The organism is Burkholderia sp. YHN3-13, assembly GCF_055810675.1.
The window spans coordinates 29,106-49,689 of the sequence record NZ_JBVVNQ010000032.1; the positions used below are offsets into that span (position 1 = coordinate 29,106).

Below are 20,584 nucleotides of genomic sequence, written 5' to 3' on the forward strand. Positions count from 1 at the left end.
ATCGATGCAGCCAGTCTAGGCGTCGGATGCCGGACGAAACATCCTCGTTGCCGTCAGTCACCTTTGCCGCGCGCGCAACATTGCGCGGTCGACCGCATGACCGGGCTTCCTGTCGAGCGCGACAGCCGCCCGCCATCCGCCGGTCATCTGGCGGCGCAACGGCCGTATCGGGTCGTCACGCATCGGGCTTGTCCCCCTTGTACAAGCGCCGCGCGCCTCCTAACCTCTTTTAAGCGACCGATCGGTTGGCCATGCAACGTCGTTGCGTGCGCAAGCGCCCGATCGTGGTCGTGACCACAGGACATCGCCTTGTACCGAACCCGGGGCATCGACACGCCAACCCGGGTCGTCAGCGCAAGGCATGGGACCCGAGTAAGCGCTAAAGCGCCAACTCGGGTCGACATCTGGAGACACGATGAACCCGACCGACGCCCTACCGCCCGGCATCGTCTTCGCGCAGCCGCTGACGCCCGTCGCCCACTCGCTGCTGCTGTCGTTTCTCGTCGCCGCGATCCCGATCGCCGTCGCGCTGATCGCGCTCGGCGTGCTGCGCCGCCCGGCGTGGCAGGCGTCGCTCGCCGGGCTCGTCGCGGGCCTCGCGGTCGCGATCGGCGCGTGGGGCATGCCGGCCGGGCTGGCGTTCAACGCGGTCGGCGCTGGCATGGCGCTCGCGGTCGTGCCGGTGATGTGGATCGTCTTCAACGCGCTGCTGCTGTACAACATCGCGGTGAAGTCGGGCCGCTTCGACCAGTTCCGGCAGTGGATGCTCGACAACCTGCCCGACGACCGCCGCCTCGTGCTGCTCGTCGTCGCGTTCTCGTTCGGGTGCCTGCTCGAAGGGATCTCCGGATTCGGCACGCCGGTCGCGATCACGAGCGCGCTGCTGATCGCATTGGGTTTCCCCGCGCTCGAAGCGCTCACCTATACGCTGCTGTTCAACACGGCGCCGGTCGCGTTCGGCGCGCTCGGCGTGCCGATCACCGTGCTCGGCGCGGTCACGTCGCTGCCGCCCGCGACGCTCGCGCAGATGGTCGGCCGCCAGCTGCCGTTCTTCGCGCTGCTGCTGCCGTTCTACGTGGTCGGCGCGTACGGCGGGCTGCGCTCGATTTCGAAGCTGTGGCCGGCGCTGCTCGTGTCGGGCGGCAGTTTCGCGCTCGCGCAGTTCGTCACGTCGAACTTCCTCGGCTACCAGCTCACCGACGTGCTGTCGTCGCTCACGTCGCTGATCGTGACGATCGGCTTCCTGCAGGTGTGGAAGCCGCAGCCCGATCCGCAATACGCGCTCGCGCGCAGCGTGCCGGCGGCGGCCGGCGCCGCGCGCGCGGGCTTCGGCGGCTGGCTGCCGTGGCTCGTCGTGTCGGTGGTCGTGATCGTGTGGGTGCACGCGAACATCGCGGCGATCGGCGACGTGAAGATCAAGTGGCCGGGCCTGCACAACGCGGTGTTCGTGTCGCTGTACCACAAGCCGTATGCGGCGATCTGGGACTTCCAGCCGCTCGGCACGGGTACCGCGATCCTGGTGTCGGCGCTCATCACGGCCGCGCTGACGCGCACCGGCCCCGGGGCGTTCGTCGAATGCGTGGTGAAGACGTGGCGGCAGACCTGGATCGCGATCGTCACGGTGATGATGATCGTCGGCCTCGCCTACCTGCTGAACTACTCGGGCATCAGCTACACGCTCGGCACCGGCGTCGCGTCGACGGGCGCGTTGTTCCCGCTGGTGTCCGCGTCGCTCGGCTGGATCGCCGTGTTCCTGTCGGGCAGCGACACGTCGGGCAACGCGCTGTTCGGCAACCTGCAGGTCGTGGCCGCCCGGCAGCTGGGCCTCGATCCGGTGCTGATGGCCGCGACCAACTCGTCGGGCGGCGTGATGGGCAAGATGATCTCGCCGCAGAACATCGCGACGGGCGTATCGACGACGGACCTGAAAGGGCAGGAAGGTGTCGTGTTTGCGCGCACCTTCTGGCACAGCGTGATTCTCACGCTGCTGCTCGGCGTGCTGGTGTTCCTGCAGCAGCACGTGCTGACGTGGATGATTCCGGCACTGCCGAAATGAGGTGAGCGCAACGACGGAAGGAAGGCACGAGGCAACACGAGGGAAGGCGCGGGAACAGCGCCGGTCAAGTGCGGAACCGGCGAGCGCGCGGCAGCTCAGCGCGCGTTCGCCCGCCGCGCCGTGCGTCCGGTTTCGTCCGCCGCGGCCGGCTTGCCGCCGTCCGGCAGGATGCACGCGAGGAACGCGTCGATCGCCGGGCTCTGGCGGCGCGCCTTCAGGTAGTACACGTATTCGTCGATCGTCGTTTCGGCGCCGCGCAGCGCGATCACGCGCAGGTCAGGATGGCGTTCGGCCTCGCCGAGCGGAAACAGGCTGCCGCCCACGCCGTGCAGGATCGCCTCGCGGATCGCTTCGCGGCTGCCGATCTCGGCAACCGACACGGCCGCGACACCGGCCGCCGCCAGGATCGTCTCCGTGCAGCGGCGCGTGACCGAACCTTCCTCGCGGATCAGCAGCCGCACGTCGGCGAGTCGAGCCGGATCGATCGCATCGAACCGCGCGAGCGGATGGTTGCGGTGCACGACGAGCACGAGCGGATCGGTCGAGATCACCTTGCGTTCGAGGCCGTCGGCATCGTTGCGCTGCGACGAGACGGCGAGGTCGATGCGGAATTCCTGCAGCGCCTGCAGGATTTCATCGGAGTTGCCGATCCGGCACGTGAGCGCGATCGACGGATGCGCGTGCGAGAAGCGGCCGACCGCATCCATGATGTAGTACGGGCCCGTTGCGCCGATCCGCAGGTGGCCTTCGAACAGGCCGCCGACGTTGCGCAGCATGATGTCGGCCTGCGCCTCGAGCGCGATCATCTGCTCGACGAGCGGCAGCAGCTCGATGCCGGTCTCGGTCACCTCGAGCTTGCGGCCGCTGCGGTAGAACAGCTCGACGCCGTACACCTGCTCGACCTGCCGGATCTGCGCGGCGATCGTCGGCTGGCTCACGCCCAGATGGCGTGCGGCGCGCGTGATGCTGCCCTGCCGGACGGTCGCGTGGAACGCCTTCAGCTGATCGAACACGACTCGGCTTCTCCCCCCTCTTCATCGCGCGTCAGCGTAGCGCACGCGTGTGTCGGCCGCATGAAAGGCGCGTCGTGCGCCGCTTCGAAAAAAACCTGTGGGTCACCCAAAGAATCCTGCGGTAACCGGTCATGGCCGGGACACGCCGGTGCGGGGTAATGGCGGGTAACACACCGACCGCCGGCCCCGCTCGACCGGCCCTCACTCCTACCGACAACAGGGTTCCCTTCATGTCCTCGAACAATCGACGCGATTTCCTGCGCCTTGCCGCGCAGTCGGCCGGCGCGATGGCCGCCTATGCGGGCTTTCCGCCCGCGATCCGCAACGCGCTGGCGATGCCGGCCGCCTATCGCACGGGCACGATCCGCGACGTCGAACACGTCGTGATCTTCATGCAGGAAAACCGTTCGTTCGACCATTACTTCGGCGGGCTGCGCGGCGTGCGCGGCTTCGACGATCCGCGCCCGCACCTGCTGCCGAGCGGTGCGCCGGTATGGCAGCAGCCGCCGGCGTCGGTGTTCACGAAGAACTACCATTCGCGCGGCCTCGATCCGTCGGCGCCGTACGTGCTGCCGTTCTACCTCGATCCGAAGCAGACGACCGAATTCCAGCCGGGCACCAACCACGGCTGGAGCAGCGGCCACCTGTCCTGGAACAACGGCCAGTGGGACCAATGGGTGAACCAGAAGCAGGACGTGCTGACGATGGGCTACCTGAAGCGCCAGGATCTCACGTACCACTACGCGCTGGCCGATGCATTCACGATCTGCGATTCGTACTTCTGCTCCGCGCACGCAGACACCGCGCCGAACCGCATCTACCTGTGGACCGGTACGGTCGACCCGCGCAACGTCTACGGCAACCCGCCGAACGGCCCGGGCATCGGCGAGCGCGACGACGTGAACGGCTACACGTGGACGACCTACGCCGAGCGCCTCGAGAACGCGAAGATCAGCTGGAAGGTGTACCAGGGCGGCACGGGCATCCCGGGCGACCCGACCGACAACTACACCGACAACTCGCTGATGTTCTTCAAGAAGTTCCAGGTGAAGGAAGGCGCGAGCGGCCCGCTGGTCGACAAGGGCGCATCGGACCACACGCTCGCCGAGCTGAAGGCCGACGTGCAGGCGAACCGGCTGCCGCAGGTGTCGTGGATCGTGTCGCCGTACAAGTACAGCGAGCACCCGCAGGCGTCGCCGACCGACGGCGCGTTCTACATCAACATGGTGCTCGAGGCGCTGACGTCGAACCCGGAAGTGTGGGCGAAGACGGTGTTCATCCTGAACTACGACGAGAACGACGGGCTGTTCGACCACGTCGTGCCGCCGGTGCCGCCGGTCACGAGCGGCGTGGGCGGCCAGGGCATCGTGTCGTCGAACCTGCTGTCGAACCTCGGCGACGAGCTGCTCGACCTGAACCAGTATCCGGGCGAAATGAGCCCGCTCGTGCCGGGCGCCGACCCGGGCGGCATCCAGCCGATCGGCCTCGGGCCGCGCGTGCCGCTGATCATCATCTCGCCGTGGACGAAGGGCGGCTGGGTCTGCTCGGAAACGTTCGACCACACGTCGGTGCTGCGTTTCCTCGAAGCGCGTTTCGGCGTGAAGGAGCCGAACATCAGCGCATGGCGCCGGTCGATCTGCGGCGATCTCACGTCGGCGTTCGACTTCTCCGCGCGACCCGACACGCGCACGGTGAGCTTCACGGTGCCGCAGCACATCGCGACGGCCGGCCAGGCGTACCAGGTGCCCGCCCGGCAGTCGATGCCGGCGCAGGAGCCCGGCACGCGTCCGGCGCGGGCGCTGCCGTACGAGCTGTTCGTGCATGCCCACGTGCATGGCCGCGACGACAGCGTGTCGCTCGACTTCGCGAACGCCGGTGACGCGGGCGCCGCGTTCTACGTGTACGACCGCCGCAACCCGGCGACGCCGCCGCGCCGCTACGCGGTGTCCGCGCACGACCGCTTCGCCGATACGTGGAGCACGTCGGCCGCGCGCGGCGAGTACCATCTCGCCGCCTACGGCCCGAACGGCTATCTGTGCGAGTTCCAGGGCAACACGCGGCTCGCCGCGGACGGCCGCCACGCGAACCCCGAGGCGAAGATCGGCTACGACGTGCGCAACCGCCACGTGTACCTGCAACTGCGCAACAGCGGCCGCGCGACGTGCCGCGTGACGGTCGACAACGCATACGGGCATGCGCCTGCGCGGACCTACACGCTGGAGCCGGGCGAGCGCATCGAGGACCACTTCGCGCTGTCGTCGAGCCACGGCTGGTACGATCTGACGATCACCGCGACGACGCTGCGCGGCGGCGACGACAAGGTCGTGCGCCGCTTCGCGGGCCACGTCGAAACGGGCCGGCCGAGCCAGAGCGATCCGGGGCCGGTGAAGCGCACGGCCTGACGGCCGGAGGTCGCGCGGCCGGGCAGGTTCGGCCGCCGCGTGCGCGCCGCCTGCCGGGCGTGTTCCGGCAGGCGGCATGGATTTTTGGAAACTGAAAACTGTTGACAATGTGTCGGGCCGAGGGTATACAAGGATCATTCGCCGATAGGGCGCCCTCGTTTTCACCCGCAGCTCCGCTGCCTGTCCGACCATGACTTCCCCGAACGCGCTCAGCGCCATCGAACTCCTGCAAAGCCAGTCGCTCGCGATGATCGTCCAGGACATGCTCGAGCGCGCGATCGTTTCCGGCGAATACGCGCCCGGCGAAAAGCTCAACGAAGTCGACATCGCGACCAGGCTGAACGTGTCGCGCGGCCCCGTGCGCGAAGCGTTTCGTGCGCTGGAGCAGGCCGGCCTGCTGCGCAACGAGAAGAACCGCGGCGTGACCGTGCGCGTCGTGCCGCTGCGCGAGGCCGAGGAGATCTACGAAGTGCGCGCGATGCTCGACGAGTCGGTTGCGCGCGCGCTCGCGACGCGCATCTCGCCCGACACGCTGAAGGTGCTGAAGGGCATCATCCAGTCGATGAAGGACGCCGCGAAGACGCACGACGTCACGCGCTATACCGAGCTGAACGTGCAGTTCCACGATGCGATGGTGGTCGGCGTCGGCAATACGCACCTCACCGACACCTACCGCCGGCTGGTGCGCCAGCTCGGCCTGCTGCGCCAAGCCGCGATCGAGGCCGAGGAGGACGCGATCGCCGTGTCCGCGGCCGAGCACGACAAGATCGTGCAGGCGCTCGCGGCCGGCGACGCCGAGCAGGCCGTCGCGCTCGTGCGCGAGCACGTCGCGCACGGCCTCGCGCGGATGCGCCGGACGCACGAGCAGGGGCTGCCGGCCGCGGGCAAGGCGGCGCGGGATAAAACCGCGCGCGCATGAGCGTCGGCGGCGCCCGCGCGGGCTGCCGCACACACACAAAGGGACGCTGCGCAGCGTCCCTTTTTCGTTGCGTCGTCAGGTCGACGCGTCGTCACGCCTTGTCGGCCTTGCCGGCCGCGCTCGCAAACTTCGCGAGCCACGTATCGACAGCCGATGGCTGCCGGCTTTCGTCCTCCGCACGCTCCTTGCGACGGATCGCATTGCGCACGACGTGCGCGCCGACGTAACGGATCGGCTCCGGCGGGAAATGGCCGAGCGGGCCGCGCGCGATCGGACTGCGCGTCCATGCGTTGTCGAGGCCGAGCACGAGCGACGACAGGATCTGCCCGCCCATGTAGGTCGGCCCGACGCCGTTGCCCGAATAGCCGAAGCCGTAGAACACGTTCGGCGCGTCGTCGAGGCGGCCGAAGAACGGGAAGCCCGTGACCGAACGATCCGACGGGCCGTTCCAGCTCGCGGTGACCGGCACGCCGGCGAGCGACGGGAAGAATTCGCGCAGGCTGTGCGTGAGTTGCGCCTCGTACGGCGAGCGCCGGTCGAACACCGGCGCGATGCGGCTGCGCCACGAGAATGTGTTGCCGCCCTTGCCGAGCATCAGCCGCCCGTCGGCCGTCGTGCGGTAGTAGTAGACGAAGATCCGCGAATCGAGCACCGACACGCCGTCCACGAGGCCGGTCTTCTCGAGCAGTTCCGGGCATTTCTCGGTGATCACCATGTCGCTCGACACGACCGCGATCGTGCGCTCGAACTGCGGAAAGCGGCTCGCCATCCACGCGTTGATCGCGAACACGAGTGTGCCCGCCGTGACGCTGCCGGACGGCGTGCGCACGACGGCCGGCTGCCCGGGCGTGAAGTCGAGCATCGGCGTGCGCTCGTAGATCCGGATGCCCATCGCGCGCGCGACGCGGCGCAGCCCGCGCACGAGCTTGCCGGGATGCACGGTCGCGGCGATCGGCGAGTAGACGCCGTCGATGTTGCGCGCGGAGCCCGAGCGGCGCGCGACCTCCGCGGGCGGCAGCGGTTCGTAGCTGTGGATGCCGGCTGCGGCGAGCGCGTCGAGCACCGGCGCGAGCGTGCCGACCTGCGCGCGCGACGTCGCGGTGTACAGCGTGCCGTCGAGCCGCAGTTCCGCGTCGATGGCGTGCGCGCGGCAGAAATCGGCGATGTGCTGCACGGCCGCTTCGGATGCCCTCACGAGCCGGATTGCCTCGGCTTCGCCGAACAGGCGCCGTAGCGTCAGGAATTTCGCGGACCACGTGAGCAGGCAGCCGCCGTTGCGTCCGCTCGCGCCGGCGCCGCACAGGTCGGCCTCGAGGATCGCGATGTCGAGCGCGGGGTTCTGCTGCTTCGCCTGGATCGCGGTCCAGAGTCCCGTGAAGCCGCCGCCGACGATGCACACGTCGGCCTGCGTCGCGCCTTGCAGCGCGGGGGCGAGATCGCCGTCGTTGAACAGCGCTTGTTCGATCCAGAAGGGTCGCATCGGATGGTTCGTCAATAAGGGTCGAGGCACGTGCCGCGCACGGCCGGGAAACGGGCGGCCGCAGGCGCGTACGCACGCGGCCGGCTGCGTCGCGCTGCGTCGTTAAGCCGCCGCTGCGGCCGAGACGCGGCGAACGCCCATCGCGCGCAGCGTGTCGGCGATCGCGGCGACGGCGCCTGGAATTCCGGCTTCGCCGAAGTGGCCGATACAGCCGACGCGGAACGTCTCGACTTCGGTCAGCTTGCCCGGATACAGAATGTAGCCGCGCTTTTTGACCTCCTGATAAAACCGCTTGAAGTCGTAGTTCGGGTCGTCCGGCGCATGGAACGTGACGATGATCGGCGCCTGGATCGCCGGATCCAGGAACGGCCGGAAGCCGAGCGCGAGCATTCCGTCGAGCAGGGCGCGCGTGTTGCGCTGGTAGCGGCCGCCGCGCGCGGCGAGCCCGCCTTCGTCGACGTATTGCGCGACGGCCGCGTCGAGTGCCGCGACCACGTGCGTCGGCGGCGTGAAGCGCCATTGCGTCGTGCGCTGCATGTAGACCCACTGGTCGTGCAGGTCCATCGCGAGCGAATGGCTGTTGCCTTCGCAGCGTTCGAGCGTGCTGCGCTTCGCGATCACGAAGCCGAGCCCCGGCACGCCTTCGAGGCATTTGCCGGACGCCGCGATCACCGCATCGAACGGCGTCGTGCGCGCATCGACGTCGATCGCGCCGAACGAGCTCATCGCATCGACGATCAGCGCGCGCCCGTGCTGCGCGACGACCTGCGCGATCTCGTGCAGCGGGTTCAGCACGCCGGCGCCGGTCTCGCAGTGGACGAGCGCGACGTGCGTGATGGTCGGATCGGTGGCGAGCGCGCGCTCGACGTCGGCCGGATCGACGCGGCGATCCTCGCGGTAGTCGATCGTCGTCAGCCGGCGGCCGAGCACGCGGCAGATCTTCGCGATGCGCTGGCAATACGCGCCGTTGTTCGGCACGAGCACGTGGCCGTCGCGCGGCACGAGCGTACCGATGGCCGCTTCGACCGAGAACGTGCCGCTGCCTTGCAGCGGCACGCATTCGTGCGTGCCTGCGCCGTGCACGATCCGCAGCAGGCGTTCGCGCAGCCGCGCGGTGATCGCGTTGAAGTCGCTGTCCCACGAACCCCAGTCGCGCAGCATCGCGTCGCGCGTGGTGTCGGAGGTCGTCAGGGGGCCGGGGGTGAGCAGGATCGGCTGGGCGGCGAGCGTCATGGTGTCTCCTTGATGAAGTCGGGACGTCACGTGAATGCGGCGGGAAATCAACGGCGATGCGGGTTGCGCCACGCCTGCGTGCGGCGCAGCAGGCGGTGCGAGATGCAGGCGAACAGCACGCACGCGAACGAGGAGGTCGCGAGCACGAGCGTGGCCATCGCCGCGGCCGGGCCCATCTGGCCCGCGTCGTCGAGGTTCAGGATCGCGACCGACGCGGGCTGCGTGTCCGGCGAGTACAGGAACGCGACGGCCGAGACCGTCGTCATCCCGTTGACGAACAGGTAGCGCGCGATCAGCAGGATCGCGGGCAGGCACACGGGCACCGTCACGCGCAGGAAGGTCTTGTAGAACGGCACCTTCAGCGATGCGGACACGGCCTCGAACTCGCTGTCGATCTGCCGGAGTGCGGTGACGGCGGTGAGGTGGCTCGACGCGTAGTAGTGGACGACCGTGACGATCGCGAGCAGCCACAGCGACCCGTACAGCCCGTTCAGCGGATTGCCGGGCGCGTTGAACAGAAAGATGTAGCTGATGCCGAGCACGAGCCCCGGCACGCCCATCGGCAGGATCGCGCACAGGCTGATGAAGCCGTGCAGCCAGCGCGCGCCGCGCGTCTTCTCGATCAGGTAGGCGCCGCCGAACACGACGATCGTGCCGCCGATCGCCACGGTCGCGGCCATCCGCAGGCTGTTCTGGTACGCATCGAAGATGCCGGCCGCGATCAGCCCCATCCGGTAGTGCTGCAGCCCGAGGCTCATCTGGTACGGCCAGAACTTCACGAACGACGCGAACACCGAGATGCCGACCACCGCGATGAAGAAAGCGCACACGAGCGCGCAATACGCGAGCATCGCGGCGTCGAAGCCGCGCGACGGTTTCGGCTGGTACGGCGTCGAGCGTGCGCCGAGCTGCGACTGCTGGCGGCGGCGGATGAAGAAATCGACGCCGAATGCGACGAGTGCCGGGCACAGCAGCATCAGGCTCACGACCGCGCTGCGGTTGAAGTCCTGCAGCCCGATGATCAGCTTGTAGATGTCGGTCGACAGTACGTTGTACGAGCCGCCGATCACGACCGGCACGCCGAAGTCGTTGATGCACATCGTGAACGCGACCATCGTCGCGCTGATCAGCCCGTACTTCGCGCCGGGCAGCGTGATCGTGAAGAACTTGCGGATGCGGCGCGTGCCCATGGCGTCGGCGGCCTCGTAGAGCCGGCCGTCCGCGAGCGACAGCGCGGTGACGAGGATCATCAGCACGTGCGGGAACGACGCGTACACCATGCTCAGCACAATGCCCGGCAGCCCGTAGATCGAATGGCCGTGCAGCAGCGGCTTCAACAGCCCCGCGTTGCCGAACCAGTAGATGAACGACACGGCCGACAGCAGCGTCGGCGCGAGCAGCGGCAGCAGCGCGATCGTGCGCGCGGCGTTCTTCAGCGGCATGCACGAGCGCGTCAGCGCATACGCGAACGTGAACGCCATCGGCACGACGATCATCGTGACGAGCGCGCCGACCGTCAGCGAGTGCAGCATCGAGCGCAGCACGCCGCTGTCCTCGAGGTATTCGACGAAGTTGTGCGCGCCGACGAAACGCCCGTCCGCGTCGACGAAGCATTTCTGCACGACGAGCGCGAGCGGCAGCAGCAGGAACAGCGACATCAGCGCGGCCATCGCGACGAGCGCGAGCTGCGCGAGGCGGTCGTGCCAGTGCGTGATCTGCCGCACGTCGGCGGGGGCGGCGGCGCCGCGGCGGCGCTCGGTCAGGACGGTGCTCATTGCAGTCGCTCCTTCGCGCACGGGAACACGCGGACATGCTCGCGATCGAGCGCGAGGTCGATGCGCGCGCCGGCCTGCACGCCGGTGCGGTCGACGTCGTGATACGACAGGTCGGCGACGATCTCCTGGCCGTCGAGCCCGTCGATCCGGAAGCTCACGCGGCAGAACGCGCCGAGGAATTCGAGCTTCTCGACGCGGCCGGCCAGCACGTTGTCGGCCGTCTCGCCCGGCACGCGGATCCGCAGGTCTTCCGGCCGCACGTAGACCGATACCGCCGCGCCTGGCGCGGGGCGGGCCGTGCCATGACGGCAGTCGAGGCCGACCGCGCCCGCGCGCAGCGTGCCGTCCCGCGCGACTTCGGCGGGAATCGTGTTGACCCGGCCGATGAAATCCGCGACGAACGGCGAGGCGGGCTGCCGGTAGATTTCGAGCGGCGTGCCAATCTGCTCGATCACGCCGTGGTTCATCACGACGATGCGGTCGGCCATCGACAGCGCTTCTTCCTGGTCGTGCGTGACCATGATCGTCGTCACGCCGAGCCGTTGCTGCAGCGCGCGGATTTCCTGGCGCAGCCGCACCCGCACGCGCGCGTCGAGCGCGGACAGCGGCTCGTCGAGCAGCAGCAGGCCCGGGGACGTCGCGAGCGCGCGCGCCAGCGCGATCCGCTGCTGCTGGCCACCGGACAGCTGGCCGGGATGCTTGCGATGGCTGTCGGGCAGGCCGACCAGCGCGAGCAGCGTGTGCACGCGCGCGTGGATCGCGTCGCGCTTCATCTTCCGGTTCACGAGCCCGTACGCGACGTTGTCGTACACGGTGAGGTTCGGGAACAGCGCGTACGACTGGAACACGATGCCGTAGTCGCGCAGTTGCGGCGGCAGCCGCGAGATGTCGCGGCCGTCCTGCATGATCTGGCCGGCGTTCTGCGTCTCGAGCCCCGCGATGATCCGCAGCAGCGTGGTCTTTCCGCAGCCTGACGGCCCCAGGAAGCAGATCATCTCGCCCTTCATCACGCTCAGGTTGATGTCGGTGAGGACCTGCGTGTCGTTGTACCGCTTCTCGATGCGTTCTACGCTCAGATAAGGTGCCATGCGCGCCTCCATGCTGGGGCGGCCCGGGGGCCGGATTCGACGAGGGGAAGGGGCACGGGGCGGCGCGCTGCGCGGCCCCGCTGCCGGTCGCGGCGTGCTGGCCGCGTTATTGCTGGGCCTTCGCCCCGTAGCGCTTCTGCCACGTATCGAGGATCGACTGGCGGTTCTTCGCCGACCACACGAAATCGTTCTTCACGAGCAGGTCCGCGTAGTTGTCGGGGATGCCGGCCAGCTTGCGCGCGACGCCCGGATACGCGACGATCGCCCACCAGCGCGCGGTGATCTGGTTCGCATCCTTGCTCGCCATGAAGTCGGCGAGCTTCTTCGCCGCCTCGGGCTGCTTCGTCGTCTTCATGATCGCCGTGCCTTCCATGTCCCAGCCGAGCCCTTCCTTCGGGAACACGAGGTCGATCGGCGCGCCCTGCGACTGCAGTTCGTGGCCGCGGAACTCGAACGAGATGCCGATCGGGAATTCGCCGGTGCCGGCGAGCGTGCACGGCTTCGAGCCCGAGTGGACGTACTGCGCGACGTTCTTGTCGAGCGCGTCCATGAATTTCCAGCCTTTGTCGTCGCCGAAGGTCTGCAGCCATGCGGTCACGTCGAGGTAGCCGGTGCCCGACGACACGGGGCTCGGCATCACGATCGCGCCTTTGTAGACCGGCTTCGTCAGGTCTTCCCACGACGTCGGTTTCGGGATGTTCTTCGCCTGCGCGGCGACGCGGTTGTAGCAGATCGTCGCGCCCCACACGTCCATGCCGACCCAGTGCGGCGGGTTGTTCGCGTCGCTGTACTTGCGCGTGAGCTGGTCGAAGCCCTTCGGCGCGTACGGCATCAGCATGCCCTGCAGGTCGAGCAGCGTGAGGCTCGACGCGGCGAGGCCGAGCACGACGTCCGCGCGCGGGTTGTTCTTTTCCGCGAGCAGCTTCGCGGTGACCGAGCCGGTCGAGTCGCGCACCCAGCGGATCTCGATGTCGGGGTTCGCTTTCTCGAACGCGTCCTTGTAGGGCTTCATCGCCTCGTCTTCCAGTGCGGTGTAGACGAGCAGCGACGTCCTCGCGTGCGCCGCCTGCGCGACGCCGAGCGCGACCGCCGCGGCCAGCGCGAGGCGGGCCGCGCCCGTCGCCCATGCATTCAAACGCTTGTTTACCGGCACTTCGTTCATCTTCAGACCCCTTGACTGTGGCGCCGCGGCACACGGCGGATGAGTGGAGACCAGCCCTCTTGCTGCTGCGTTGTTTTGCTTTCTGTTCTCTGCATGTTGTTGACAATCTACAAATCATCCATTTTAATGTCAAGCATGGAAAACACCTCCCTTCGGCGCGGCGCGGGCGCCGACGGCTCAACCCCTTCGAACCGAAAGGAATGAACGTCATGAGTGAAACGCCTGTATCCGTGGAAGTGAACGGCCGCCGCTACAACTGGATGAGCCGGCCCGTGGTGGTGGTCTGCGTCGATGGCTGCGCATACGAATATCTGGAGGAAGCCGCCGAGGCCGGTGTCGCGCCGTTCCTGCGCACGCTGCTGAAGCCGGGCACGGCGCTCAAGGGCGAATGCGTGGTGCCGAGCTTCACGAACCCGAACAACCTGTCGATCGTGACCGGCGTGCCGCCGGCGATTCACGGGATCAGCGGCAACTATTTCTACGATCGCGACACCGGCGCCGAGGTGCTGATGAACGATCCGAAGTACCTGGTCGCGCCCACCGTGCTCGCGACCTTCGCCGAACAGGGCGCGCGCGTCGCGGTCGTCACCGCGAAGGACAAGCTGCGCCGCCTGCTCGGCAAGGGGCTGAAGGGCATCTGCTTCTCGTCGGAAAAGGCCGACGAGGCGAGCCTCGAGGAAAACGGCATCGACAACGTGCTCGAGCTGGTCGGCAAGCCGGTGCCGAGCGTGTACAGCGCGGCGCTGTCGGAATTCGTGTTCGCGGCCGGCGTGCGCCTGCTCGAGACGCGCCCGATCGACCTGATGTACCTGTCGACCACCGACTACGTGCAGCACAAGTGCGCGCCCGGCACGCCCGGCGCGAACGCGTTCTACGAGATGATGGACCAGTACCTGCAGCGTCTCGACGCGCTCGGCGCGATCGTCGCGATCACGGCCGACCACGGGATGAACGCGAAGCACGACGACGAGACCGGCGAGCCGAACGTGATCTACCTGCAGGAACTGTTCGACGAGTGGCTCGGCCACGACGCGGCGCGCGTGATCCTGCCGATCACCGATCCGTACGTCGTTCATCACGGCGCGCTCGGCTCGTTCGCGACCGTCTACGTGCCGGCGACGGCCGATGCCGACGCGCTGCGCGCGCGGCTCGCCGCGGTCGACGGCATCGAGGTCGTGCTGACGGGCGCCGAAGGCTGCGCGCGCTTCGAGCTGCCGCCCGCGCGGATGGGCGACCTGATCGTGATCTCGAAGCAGGACGTCGTGCTCGGCACGCGTCGCATCAAGCACGACCTGTCGGGCCTCGACGTGCCGCTGCGCTCGCACGGCGGCATCTCCGAGCAGATCGTGCCGCTGATCTTCAGCAAGCCGGTCGCGACCGACGTCGCGGGTCGCGCGCGGCTGCGCAACTTCGACATCATCGACATCGCGCTCAACCATCTGCAGTGATGCACCTGCATCCGCAAGGGGACATACTCATGAACGCCATTGCAGCATCGACGGCCGTCCGCGGGATTCGTCGCGAAGCACTGCGAATCGACGGCGAGCGGATTCATCGGGACGCGGTGATCGACGTGCGCAACCCGTACGACGGCTCGCTGGTCGGCACCGTGCCGAAGGCGACGCTGGACGACGTGCGCCGCGCGTTCGCGGTCGCGCGTGCATACCGGCCGGCGCTCACGCGCCACGATCGCGCGGCGATCCTGCGCCGCGCGGCCGACATCGTGCGTGCGCGCACGGCGGAGATCGCGGCGCTGATCACGGCCGAGGCCGGGTTGTGCCTCAAGGATTCGACGTACGAGGCGGGCCGCGTGGCCGACGTGCTGACGTTCGGCGCGGGCGAAGTGCTGAAGGATGACGGGCAGATCTTCTCGTGCGATCTGACGCCGCACGGCAAGAAACGCCGCGTGTACACGCAGCGCGACCCGCTGCTCGGCGTGATCTCCGCGATCACGCCGTTCAACCATCCGATGAACCAGGTCGCGCACAAGATCGTGCCGTCGATCGCGACCAACAACCGGATCGTCGTGAAGCCGTCGGAAAAGGTGCCGCTGTCGTGTTATCTCTTTGCGGACATCCTGTACGAAGCCGGCTTGCCGCCGCAGATGCTGCAGGTGATCACCGGCGACCCGAAGGAGATCGCCGACGAGCTGATCACGAACCCGGCGATCGACCTCATCACGTTCACGGGCGGCGTGTCGATCGGCAAGTCGATCGCGGCGCGGATGGGCTACCGGCGCGCCGTGCTCGAACTCGGCGGCAACGATCCGATCATCGTGATGGAAGACGCCGATCTCGACGAAGCGAGCACGCTCGCGGTGTCGGGCTCGTACAAGAACTCGGGGCAGCGCTGCACGGCGATCAAGCGGATGCTGGTGCACGAATCGGTGGCCGATCGCTTCACCGAACTCGTCGTCGAGAAGACGCGGGCCTGGTCGTACGGCAACCCGTCCGATCCGGCGGTGGACATGGGCACCGTGATCGACGAGGCGGCCGCGAAGTTCTGCGAGCAGCAGGTGAACGACGCGATCGCGCGTGGGGCGCGGCTGCTGGTCGGCAACGTGCGCGACGGCGCGCTGTATTCGCCGACGGTGATCGACCGCGTGACGCCCGACATGCCGATCGTGAAGTACGAGACGTTCGGCCCGGTGTCGCCGATCCTGCGCTTTCGCGACATCGACGACGCGATCCGGATGTCGAACAGCACCGACTATGCGCTGTCGTCGTCGGTGTGCACGAACCGCTTCGACCACATCACGCGCTTCATCACCGAGCTGGAAGTCGGCAGCGTGAACGTGCGCGAAGTGCCGGGTTACCGGCTAGAACTGACGCCGTTCGGCGGCGTGAAGGATTCGGGGCTCGGATACAAGGAAGGCGTGCAGGAAGCGATGAAGAGCTTCACGAATACGAAGACCTATTCGCTGCCGTGGTAAGCGGCGTGTAAGGCGCCCGCGCCGGTTGCGCGGCCGGTGCGGGCGTTATTCGATCGGCTCATATCGTTAGCGGATTTGCGTGTTTGTCGCGCTCCGGCGCATCGGTAGAATTCGCGGACCTCTCGAACGGCGCATGCGTGCCGGCGGGATGATTTCCTCCAATCATTCGGGGTCCGCACCATGAAATTTCTCCGCTCCATCCTGATCGTCGCGCTGCTGCAGGCCACCGCGGCCACCAGCGCGCTGGCCGCCGATGACCTGTCGCAGATCAAGTCGTCCGGCGTGTTCCGGGTCGGCACCGAAGGCACCTATGCGCCGTTCACGTACCACGACGAAACGGGCAAGCTGACCGGTTTCGACGTCGATATCGCAACGGCGATCGCGCAGCGCCTCGGCGTGAAGCCGCAGTTCGTCGAAGGCAAGTGGGACGGCCTGATCGCGGGCCTCGACGTGAACCGCTACGATGCGGTCGTCAATGAAGTGTCGATCACCGACGCGCGCAAGGCGAAATACGATTTCTCGACCCCGTACATCACGTCGCACGCGGTGCTGATCGTGCGCTCGGACAACACGACGATCCGCTCGTTCGACGACCTGAAGGGCAAGAAGTCCGCGAACACGCTGACGAGCAATTTCGGCAAGCTCGCGGCCGCCCATGGCGCCGACGTGGTGCCGGTACAGGGCTTCAACGAATCGATCGATCTGCTGACGTCGGGGCGCGTCGATGCGACGATCAACGATTCGCTGTCGTACCTCGATTTCCGCAAGCACAAGCCCGACGCGAAACTGAAGATCGCGGCGACCGACAAGACCGGCGCCGGCGACGCATCCGGCGTGCTGCTGCGCAAGGGCAGCCCCGCGCTGGTGGCCGCGATCGACAAGGCCCTGGCCGACATCAAGGCGGACGGCACCTACGCGAAGATCTCGCAGAAGTACTTCGGCCGCGACGTGTCGCAGCCGTGACGCGAGGCTGAACGATGCCGGCCTGGCTGCACCTGATGGCGGAATCGCTGCGGCCCCTGCTATACGCGGGGCTCGTGTTCACGGTTCCGCTCACGCTCGCGTCGTTCGCGATCGGACTACTGCTCGCGTTCGGCGCGGCGCTGGCGCGGCTGTTCGGGCCGCGCTGGGCGCAGGCCGTCGTGCGTTTCTATATCTGGCTGTTCCGCGGTTCGCCGTTGCTCGTGCAGCTGTTCGTGATCTTCTACGGATTGCCGAACGTCGGCATCGTGCTCGATCCGTTGACGGCGGCCGTGATCGGATTCTCGCTGAACGTCGGCGCGTACAACGCCGAGGTGATCCGCGGCGTGATCGAATCGATGCCGAAGGGGCAGTGGGAAGCCGCCTACTCGATGGCGATGACGCGCGCGCAGGCGTTGCGCCGCGCGATCCTGCCGCAGGCCGCGCGCGTGGCGCTGCCCGCGCTGTCGAACTCGTTCATCTCGCTCGTGAAGGACACGTCGCTCGCGGCCGTGCTGACCGTGCCCGAGATTTTCCAGGCCGCGCAGCGGATCGCGGCAGTGACCTACGAGCCGCTGATTCTCTATACCGAAGCCGCGCTGATCTACCTGCTGTTCAGCTCGGTGCTGTCCACGCTGCAACGTCGCCTCGAAGCCCGCTTCGGCCGCCACGCGCTGTTCCAGGCGGAGTTGCGATGATCCGTCTCGAACGCATCGACAAGTCGTTCGGCGCGCAGCGCGTGCTGAGCGGAATCGACCTGGCATTGCAGCCGGGCAGCGTGACTGCGCTGATCGGGCCGTCCGGCAGCGGCAAGAGCACGCTGCTGCGCTGCGTGAACCTGCTCGAGGTGCCGGAAGCGGGCACGCTCGCGGTCGGCGACGCGCGCATCGCGTTCGCGCCGGGGCGGCGGCCGTCGCGCGACGCGGTGTTCGCGGTGCGCCGGCAGACCGGCATGGTGTTCCAGAACTTCCAGCTGTTTCCGCACCTGAGCGTCGTGCAGAACGTGATGGAGGGGCTCGTCACCGTGCAGCGCTGGCCGCGCGAGCGGGCGCGCGAGCGGGCACTCGCGTTGCTCGACAAGGTCGGCATCGCGGACAAGGCCGACGCATGGCCGGCCACGTTGTCGGGCGGGCAGCAGCAGCGCGTCGCGATCGCACGTGCGCTCGCACCGTCTCCGCAGGTGCTGTTGTGCGACGAGCCGACGTCGGCGCTCGATCCGGAGCTGTCGGTCGAAGTGGTCGAGGTGCTGCGCCAGCTCGCACGCGAAGGCACGACGATGCTGATGGCCACGCACGACCTGCGCCTGGCCGCGTCGATCGCACACGACGCGGTGTTCCTCGCCGACGGCCGCATCGTCGAGGCCGGTGCGTCGCGCGACCTGTTCGGCCGGCCGCGCGACCCGCGCACCGCGAAGTTCGTCGCGACGCTCGCGCAGGGCGTGCCGGTGTTCTGACGCGCGGCGCGACGCCGGCGGTGGTCAGCCGGTCACGTGCCCGTCCAGTACCGCGGCGACGATGGCCTCCGGCGCATCTTCCTGGACCAGGTGCCCGGCCCGCGGCACCCTGATCAGCCTGCCGTTCGCGATGCGATCGGCAAGCGCCTGCCCCTGTTCGAGCGGAATCCACGCGTCGTCCTCGCCCCACACGATGCGCACCGGGAAATCCGGCGGCGCGTAGCGCGCCTCGGCTTCCTCGATGTAGCACTGGCGCATCTGCGCGATCTGCCGATAGAACGCGGCCTGGCCGGCCGGTGTGAGCCACGGCGCACGGTAGATCGACAGCGCGTCGTCGCTCAGCGGCCGCGCCACCGCATGGCCGAGATAGGCCGTGAGGAGCGCGTGATGGGCATACGCGGGCAAGCCGGTGAACGCGGCTTCGTGCTGCGCGACGTGCCGCACGAACGGCGACCCTTGCGGCGCGATCGCGACCGGATTCACGAGCGTGAGATCCGCGTACGCGATGCCGTCGAGAAAGTGCGCGCGCAGCACGGTGGCGCCGCCGTAGTCGTGCGCGAGGACACGTGGCCGCGAAAGGCCCCACGCATTCAGCATCGCGCCGAACAGCGCGTTCTGGCGGCCGAGCGACACATCCGCGTCCGGCATGTCGGACTGGCCGTAGCCGAGCAGGTCGTACCAATACACGCGATGACGCCGCGCGAGCCACGGCGCGATCCGGCGCCACACCTGCGATGAAAACGGCGTGCCGTGCACGAGCACCACCGGCGGCCCTTCGCCGAACGCGCCCCAGGCAATCCGGTGGCCGTCGACATTGAAGCGATTCGGGAGTTCGAGCATCGGCTTCTCCGTGATAACCTGTTTTGGTTGTTAACAGGTTACGCCGGATCGTCCGGATGTGAAACCGATAGGTGAAAATAAATGGTTACTCGAACCGAGCCGGCGCGACACGCGCATGAATGGCGCGCGGCGGATTTCGTCGGCGGCCATCCGGCGCTCGATTTCCTCAATACGGTGGCCGACACGGGCAAGACTCGCGACGAGGACAAGCTCGTCGACTGGCCGGCCGTGCGCGCGTGGGCGGAGCAGGCCGGATTGCTGGCGCCGGACGATCTGGCGCGGCTGCTGCGTCATCCGCGGCAGGACGGGCCTGACGAACTGGCGGCGCTGCGCCGCTTTCGTGACGATGCGTATGCCGCGATCGCGCACCTGACGGCGGATGGGGGCGGCAGCGCCGGCGCGCGCGCGGCGGGCCGGCTCGCGGTGGCGATCCGCGAAGCGATCGGGCGCAGCGCATTCGACGCGGTCGACGGCCGCTTCGCGTGGCGGCCCGACGCGCGCGCCGCGTCGCGCTGGATCGATGCGGCCGCGCTCGGCTTCGAGCAGTTGCTGCGCAGCGACGATTTCGCGCGTGTGCGTCAGTGCGGCCGGTGTACGTGGTTCTTCGTCGATCGCGGCCGTGGTGTCGGGCGCCGCTGGTGCGACATGCGCACGTGCGGGAACCGCGCGAAGGTGGAGGCGTTCAGGGAACGATGAAGCGCACGGCGTGACGGGGCGCGCGCCGTGCGTGCGTCATTGGACGGTTTCGCGCGGCCGGTGTTCGGGCCACAGCGTCGCGGCGATGAACAGCCCGGCGGCGAGGAACGGCGCACCGATCGCGAACAGGATGGCCGTGAGGCCCCAGCGATCCCAGAAACGGTCGACGATCGCGCGTTCGGGGGTGACGGGGTCGTACAGCACGTTGACCGCGTCGCCCTCGTGCAGGCCCGGATGCGACGACGCCGAGCCTTGCGCGAACGTGATCAGCCGCCCGCTGTCGGTCGTGAACGCGACGATGGCCGAATAGAGCGACGTGCGCGAGCGCGACGACCGTCCGTTTTTCGCGATCTCGACGACGTGGCCGGTCGAGCGCGCGTAGTGGTGCACGATCTGCCACTGATGCAGCGCGGTCGCGCCGGCGCCGGCGAAAAAGCCCGTGCCGATCGCGATCGGAATCAGCACGATCGCGACATCCCAGCGGCGCCGCGCCCGTTTGAGCGCGGCACGGGTCGGCGGCGGCTCGGCCGGCCGGCGCCGCCGCTCGGCGGCAATCAGCAGGCCGCCGATCGCGA

The 20,584-nt window shown here is 68.2% G+C and carries 17 protein-coding genes; 9 read left to right on the forward strand and 8 right to left on the reverse strand.

What is annotated here, in order from left to right; translation table 11 throughout:
• Window positions 1-415: 415 nt before the first annotated feature.
• The gene (locus AC0KUR_RS35995; protein ID WP_034190204.1) at window positions 416-2,056 is read left to right on the forward strand and encodes an L-lactate permease; all 1,641 of its coding nucleotides are present in this window, start codon (window positions 416-418) and stop codon (window positions 2,054-2,056) included.
• A 95-nt stretch (window positions 2,057-2,151) separates the two neighbouring features.
• Here the strand turns inward: AC0KUR_RS35995 and AC0KUR_RS36000 are convergent, their stop codons facing one another.
• A complete protein-coding gene (locus AC0KUR_RS36000; protein WP_034190205.1) occupies window positions 2,152-3,069 on the reverse strand; it encodes a LysR family transcriptional regulator in 918 nt (305 codons plus the stop codon).
• A 230-nt stretch (window positions 3,070-3,299) separates the two neighbouring features.
• Between AC0KUR_RS36000 and AC0KUR_RS36005 the strand changes: the two genes are divergently transcribed.
• Window positions 3,300-5,471 carry a phosphocholine-specific phospholipase C gene (locus tag AC0KUR_RS36005; protein ID WP_059561453.1) on the forward strand — a complete coding sequence of 724 codons (2,172 nt, stop codon included), beginning with the start codon at window positions 3,300-3,302 and terminating at the stop codon, window positions 5,469-5,471.
• A 190-nt stretch (window positions 5,472-5,661) separates the two neighbouring features.
• Window positions 5,662-6,390: a phosphonate utilization associated transcriptional regulator gene (locus AC0KUR_RS36010; protein WP_069245725.1), complete on the forward strand. Its 729-nt coding sequence runs from the start codon at window positions 5,662-5,664 to the stop codon at window positions 6,388-6,390.
• Between the two features lie 91 nt (window positions 6,391-6,481).
• Here AC0KUR_RS36010 and AC0KUR_RS36015 read toward each other — a convergent pair whose 3' ends face one another.
• The 5 genes from AC0KUR_RS36015 to AC0KUR_RS36035 all read right to left on the reverse strand — a co-directional run bounded on the left by AC0KUR_RS36015 (window position 6,482) and on the right by AC0KUR_RS36035 (window position 13,128).
• Window positions 6,482-7,870, reverse strand: a complete 1,389-nt coding sequence (locus tag AC0KUR_RS36015) for an FAD-dependent oxidoreductase (RefSeq protein WP_034190336.1) — start codon at window positions 7,868-7,870, stop codon at window positions 6,482-6,484.
• Window positions 7,871-7,972: 102 nt separating this feature from the next.
• Window positions 7,973-9,103 (reverse strand): 2-aminoethylphosphonate--pyruvate transaminase, encoded by a 1,131-nt coding sequence (locus AC0KUR_RS36020; RefSeq protein WP_367190012.1) that lies wholly within the window; start codon window positions 9,101-9,103, stop codon window positions 7,973-7,975.
• Between the two features lie 47 nt (window positions 9,104-9,150).
• The gene (locus AC0KUR_RS36025) at window positions 9,151-10,878 is read right to left on the reverse strand and encodes a putative 2-aminoethylphosphonate ABC transporter permease subunit (RefSeq protein ID WP_473377243.1); all 1,728 of its coding nucleotides are present in this window, start codon (window positions 10,876-10,878) and stop codon (window positions 9,151-9,153) included.
• Window positions 10,875-11,966 carry a putative 2-aminoethylphosphonate ABC transporter ATP-binding protein gene (locus tag AC0KUR_RS36030; protein ID WP_059561576.1) on the reverse strand — a complete coding sequence of 364 codons (1,092 nt, stop codon included), beginning with the start codon at window positions 11,964-11,966 and terminating at the stop codon, window positions 10,875-10,877. The genes AC0KUR_RS36025 and AC0KUR_RS36030 overlap by 4 nt, the downstream gene beginning before the upstream one ends.
• Window positions 11,967-12,072: 106 nt before the next feature.
• Window positions 12,073-13,128 carry a putative 2-aminoethylphosphonate ABC transporter substrate-binding protein gene (locus AC0KUR_RS36035; protein ID WP_069706579.1) on the reverse strand — a complete coding sequence of 352 codons (1,056 nt, stop codon included), beginning with the start codon at window positions 13,126-13,128 and terminating at the stop codon, window positions 12,073-12,075.
• Window positions 13,129-13,337: 209 nt separating this feature from the next.
• Between AC0KUR_RS36035 and phnA the strand changes: the two genes are divergently transcribed.
• From phnA to AC0KUR_RS36060, 5 genes are all read left to right on the forward strand, one after another.
• Window positions 13,338-14,576, forward strand: coding sequence for a phosphonoacetate hydrolase (gene phnA, locus AC0KUR_RS36040; RefSeq protein WP_473377244.1), 1,239 nt, complete (start codon window positions 13,338-13,340; stop codon window positions 14,574-14,576).
• A 29-nt stretch (window positions 14,577-14,605) separates the two neighbouring features.
• Window positions 14,606-16,060: a phosphonoacetaldehyde dehydrogenase gene (gene phnY, locus AC0KUR_RS36045; RefSeq protein WP_034190339.1), complete on the forward strand. Its 1,455-nt coding sequence runs from the start codon at window positions 14,606-14,608 to the stop codon at window positions 16,058-16,060.
• A 180-nt stretch (window positions 16,061-16,240) separates the two neighbouring features.
• On the forward strand, window positions 16,241-17,023 hold the full coding sequence (locus AC0KUR_RS36050) for an amino acid ABC transporter substrate-binding protein (protein ID WP_049028912.1): 783 nt from the start codon (window positions 16,241-16,243) through the stop codon (window positions 17,021-17,023).
• Between the two features lie 14 nt (window positions 17,024-17,037).
• The gene (locus tag AC0KUR_RS36055; protein ID WP_034190212.1) at window positions 17,038-17,718 is read left to right on the forward strand and encodes an amino acid ABC transporter permease; all 681 of its coding nucleotides are present in this window, start codon (window positions 17,038-17,040) and stop codon (window positions 17,716-17,718) included.
• Complete coding sequence (locus tag AC0KUR_RS36060; RefSeq protein ID WP_226229456.1) at window positions 17,715-18,473, forward strand: amino acid ABC transporter ATP-binding protein; 759 nt, start codon at window positions 17,715-17,717, stop codon at window positions 18,471-18,473. The genes AC0KUR_RS36055 and AC0KUR_RS36060 overlap by 4 nt, the downstream gene beginning before the upstream one ends.
• Window positions 18,474-18,497: 24 nt before the next feature.
• On the opposite strand, the gene AC0KUR_RS36065 is transcribed toward AC0KUR_RS36060, so the two are convergent.
• The gene (locus tag AC0KUR_RS36065) at window positions 18,498-19,313 is read right to left on the reverse strand and encodes an alpha/beta fold hydrolase (protein WP_473377245.1); all 816 of its coding nucleotides are present in this window, start codon (window positions 19,311-19,313) and stop codon (window positions 18,498-18,500) included.
• An 81-nt stretch (window positions 19,314-19,394) separates the two neighbouring features.
• Between AC0KUR_RS36065 and AC0KUR_RS36070 the strand changes: the two genes are divergently transcribed.
• Window positions 19,395-20,009 (forward strand): CGNR zinc finger domain-containing protein, encoded by a 615-nt coding sequence (locus AC0KUR_RS36070; RefSeq protein ID WP_069245723.1) that lies wholly within the window; start codon window positions 19,395-19,397, stop codon window positions 20,007-20,009.
• A gap of 36 nt (window positions 20,010-20,045) precedes the next feature.
• Here the strand turns inward: AC0KUR_RS36070 and AC0KUR_RS36075 are convergent.
• A partial coding sequence (locus AC0KUR_RS36075) for a DUF3592 domain-containing protein (RefSeq protein WP_473377246.1) occupies window positions 20,046-20,584 on the reverse strand: 539 nt, incomplete at its 5' end.

Coding starts and splice junctions, on each gene's coding strand:
- AC0KUR_RS35995 (WP_034190204.1), top strand. CDS start 416: ATGAACCCGACCGACGCCCTACCGCCCGGCATCGTCTTCGCGCAGCCG.
- AC0KUR_RS36005 (WP_059561453.1), top strand. CDS start 3,300: ATGTCCTCGAACAATCGACGCGATTTCCTGCGCCTTGCCGCGCAGTCG.
- AC0KUR_RS36010 (WP_069245725.1), top strand. CDS start 5,662: ATGACTTCCCCGAACGCGCTCAGCGCCATCGAACTCCTGCAAAGCCAG.
- AC0KUR_RS36015 (WP_034190336.1), bottom strand. CDS start 7,870: ATGCGACCCTTCTGGATCGAACAAGCGCTGTTCAACGACGGCGATCTC.
- AC0KUR_RS36020 (WP_367190012.1), bottom strand. CDS start 9,103: ATGACGCTCGCCGCCCAGCCGATCCTGCTCACCCCCGGCCCCCTGACG.
- AC0KUR_RS36025 (WP_473377243.1), bottom strand. CDS start 10,878: ATGAGCACCGTCCTGACCGAGCGCCGCCGCGGCGCCGCCGCCCCCGCC.
- AC0KUR_RS36030 (WP_059561576.1), bottom strand. CDS start 11,966: ATGGCACCTTATCTGAGCGTAGAACGCATCGAGAAGCGGTACAACGAC.
- AC0KUR_RS36035 (WP_069706579.1), bottom strand. CDS start 13,128: ATGAACGAAGTGCCGGTAAACAAGCGTTTGAATGCATGGGCGACGGGC.
- phnA (WP_473377244.1), top strand. CDS start 13,338: ATGAGTGAAACGCCTGTATCCGTGGAAGTGAACGGCCGCCGCTACAAC.
- phnY (WP_034190339.1), top strand. CDS start 14,606: ATGAACGCCATTGCAGCATCGACGGCCGTCCGCGGGATTCGTCGCGAA.
- AC0KUR_RS36050 (WP_049028912.1), top strand. CDS start 16,241: ATGAAATTTCTCCGCTCCATCCTGATCGTCGCGCTGCTGCAGGCCACC.
- AC0KUR_RS36055 (WP_034190212.1), top strand. CDS start 17,038: ATGCCGGCCTGGCTGCACCTGATGGCGGAATCGCTGCGGCCCCTGCTA.
- AC0KUR_RS36060 (WP_226229456.1), top strand. CDS start 17,715: ATGATCCGTCTCGAACGCATCGACAAGTCGTTCGGCGCGCAGCGCGTG.
- AC0KUR_RS36065 (WP_473377245.1), bottom strand. CDS start 19,313: ATGCTCGAACTCCCGAATCGCTTCAATGTCGACGGCCACCGGATTGCC.
- AC0KUR_RS36070 (WP_069245723.1), top strand. CDS start 19,395: ATGGTTACTCGAACCGAGCCGGCGCGACACGCGCATGAATGGCGCGCG.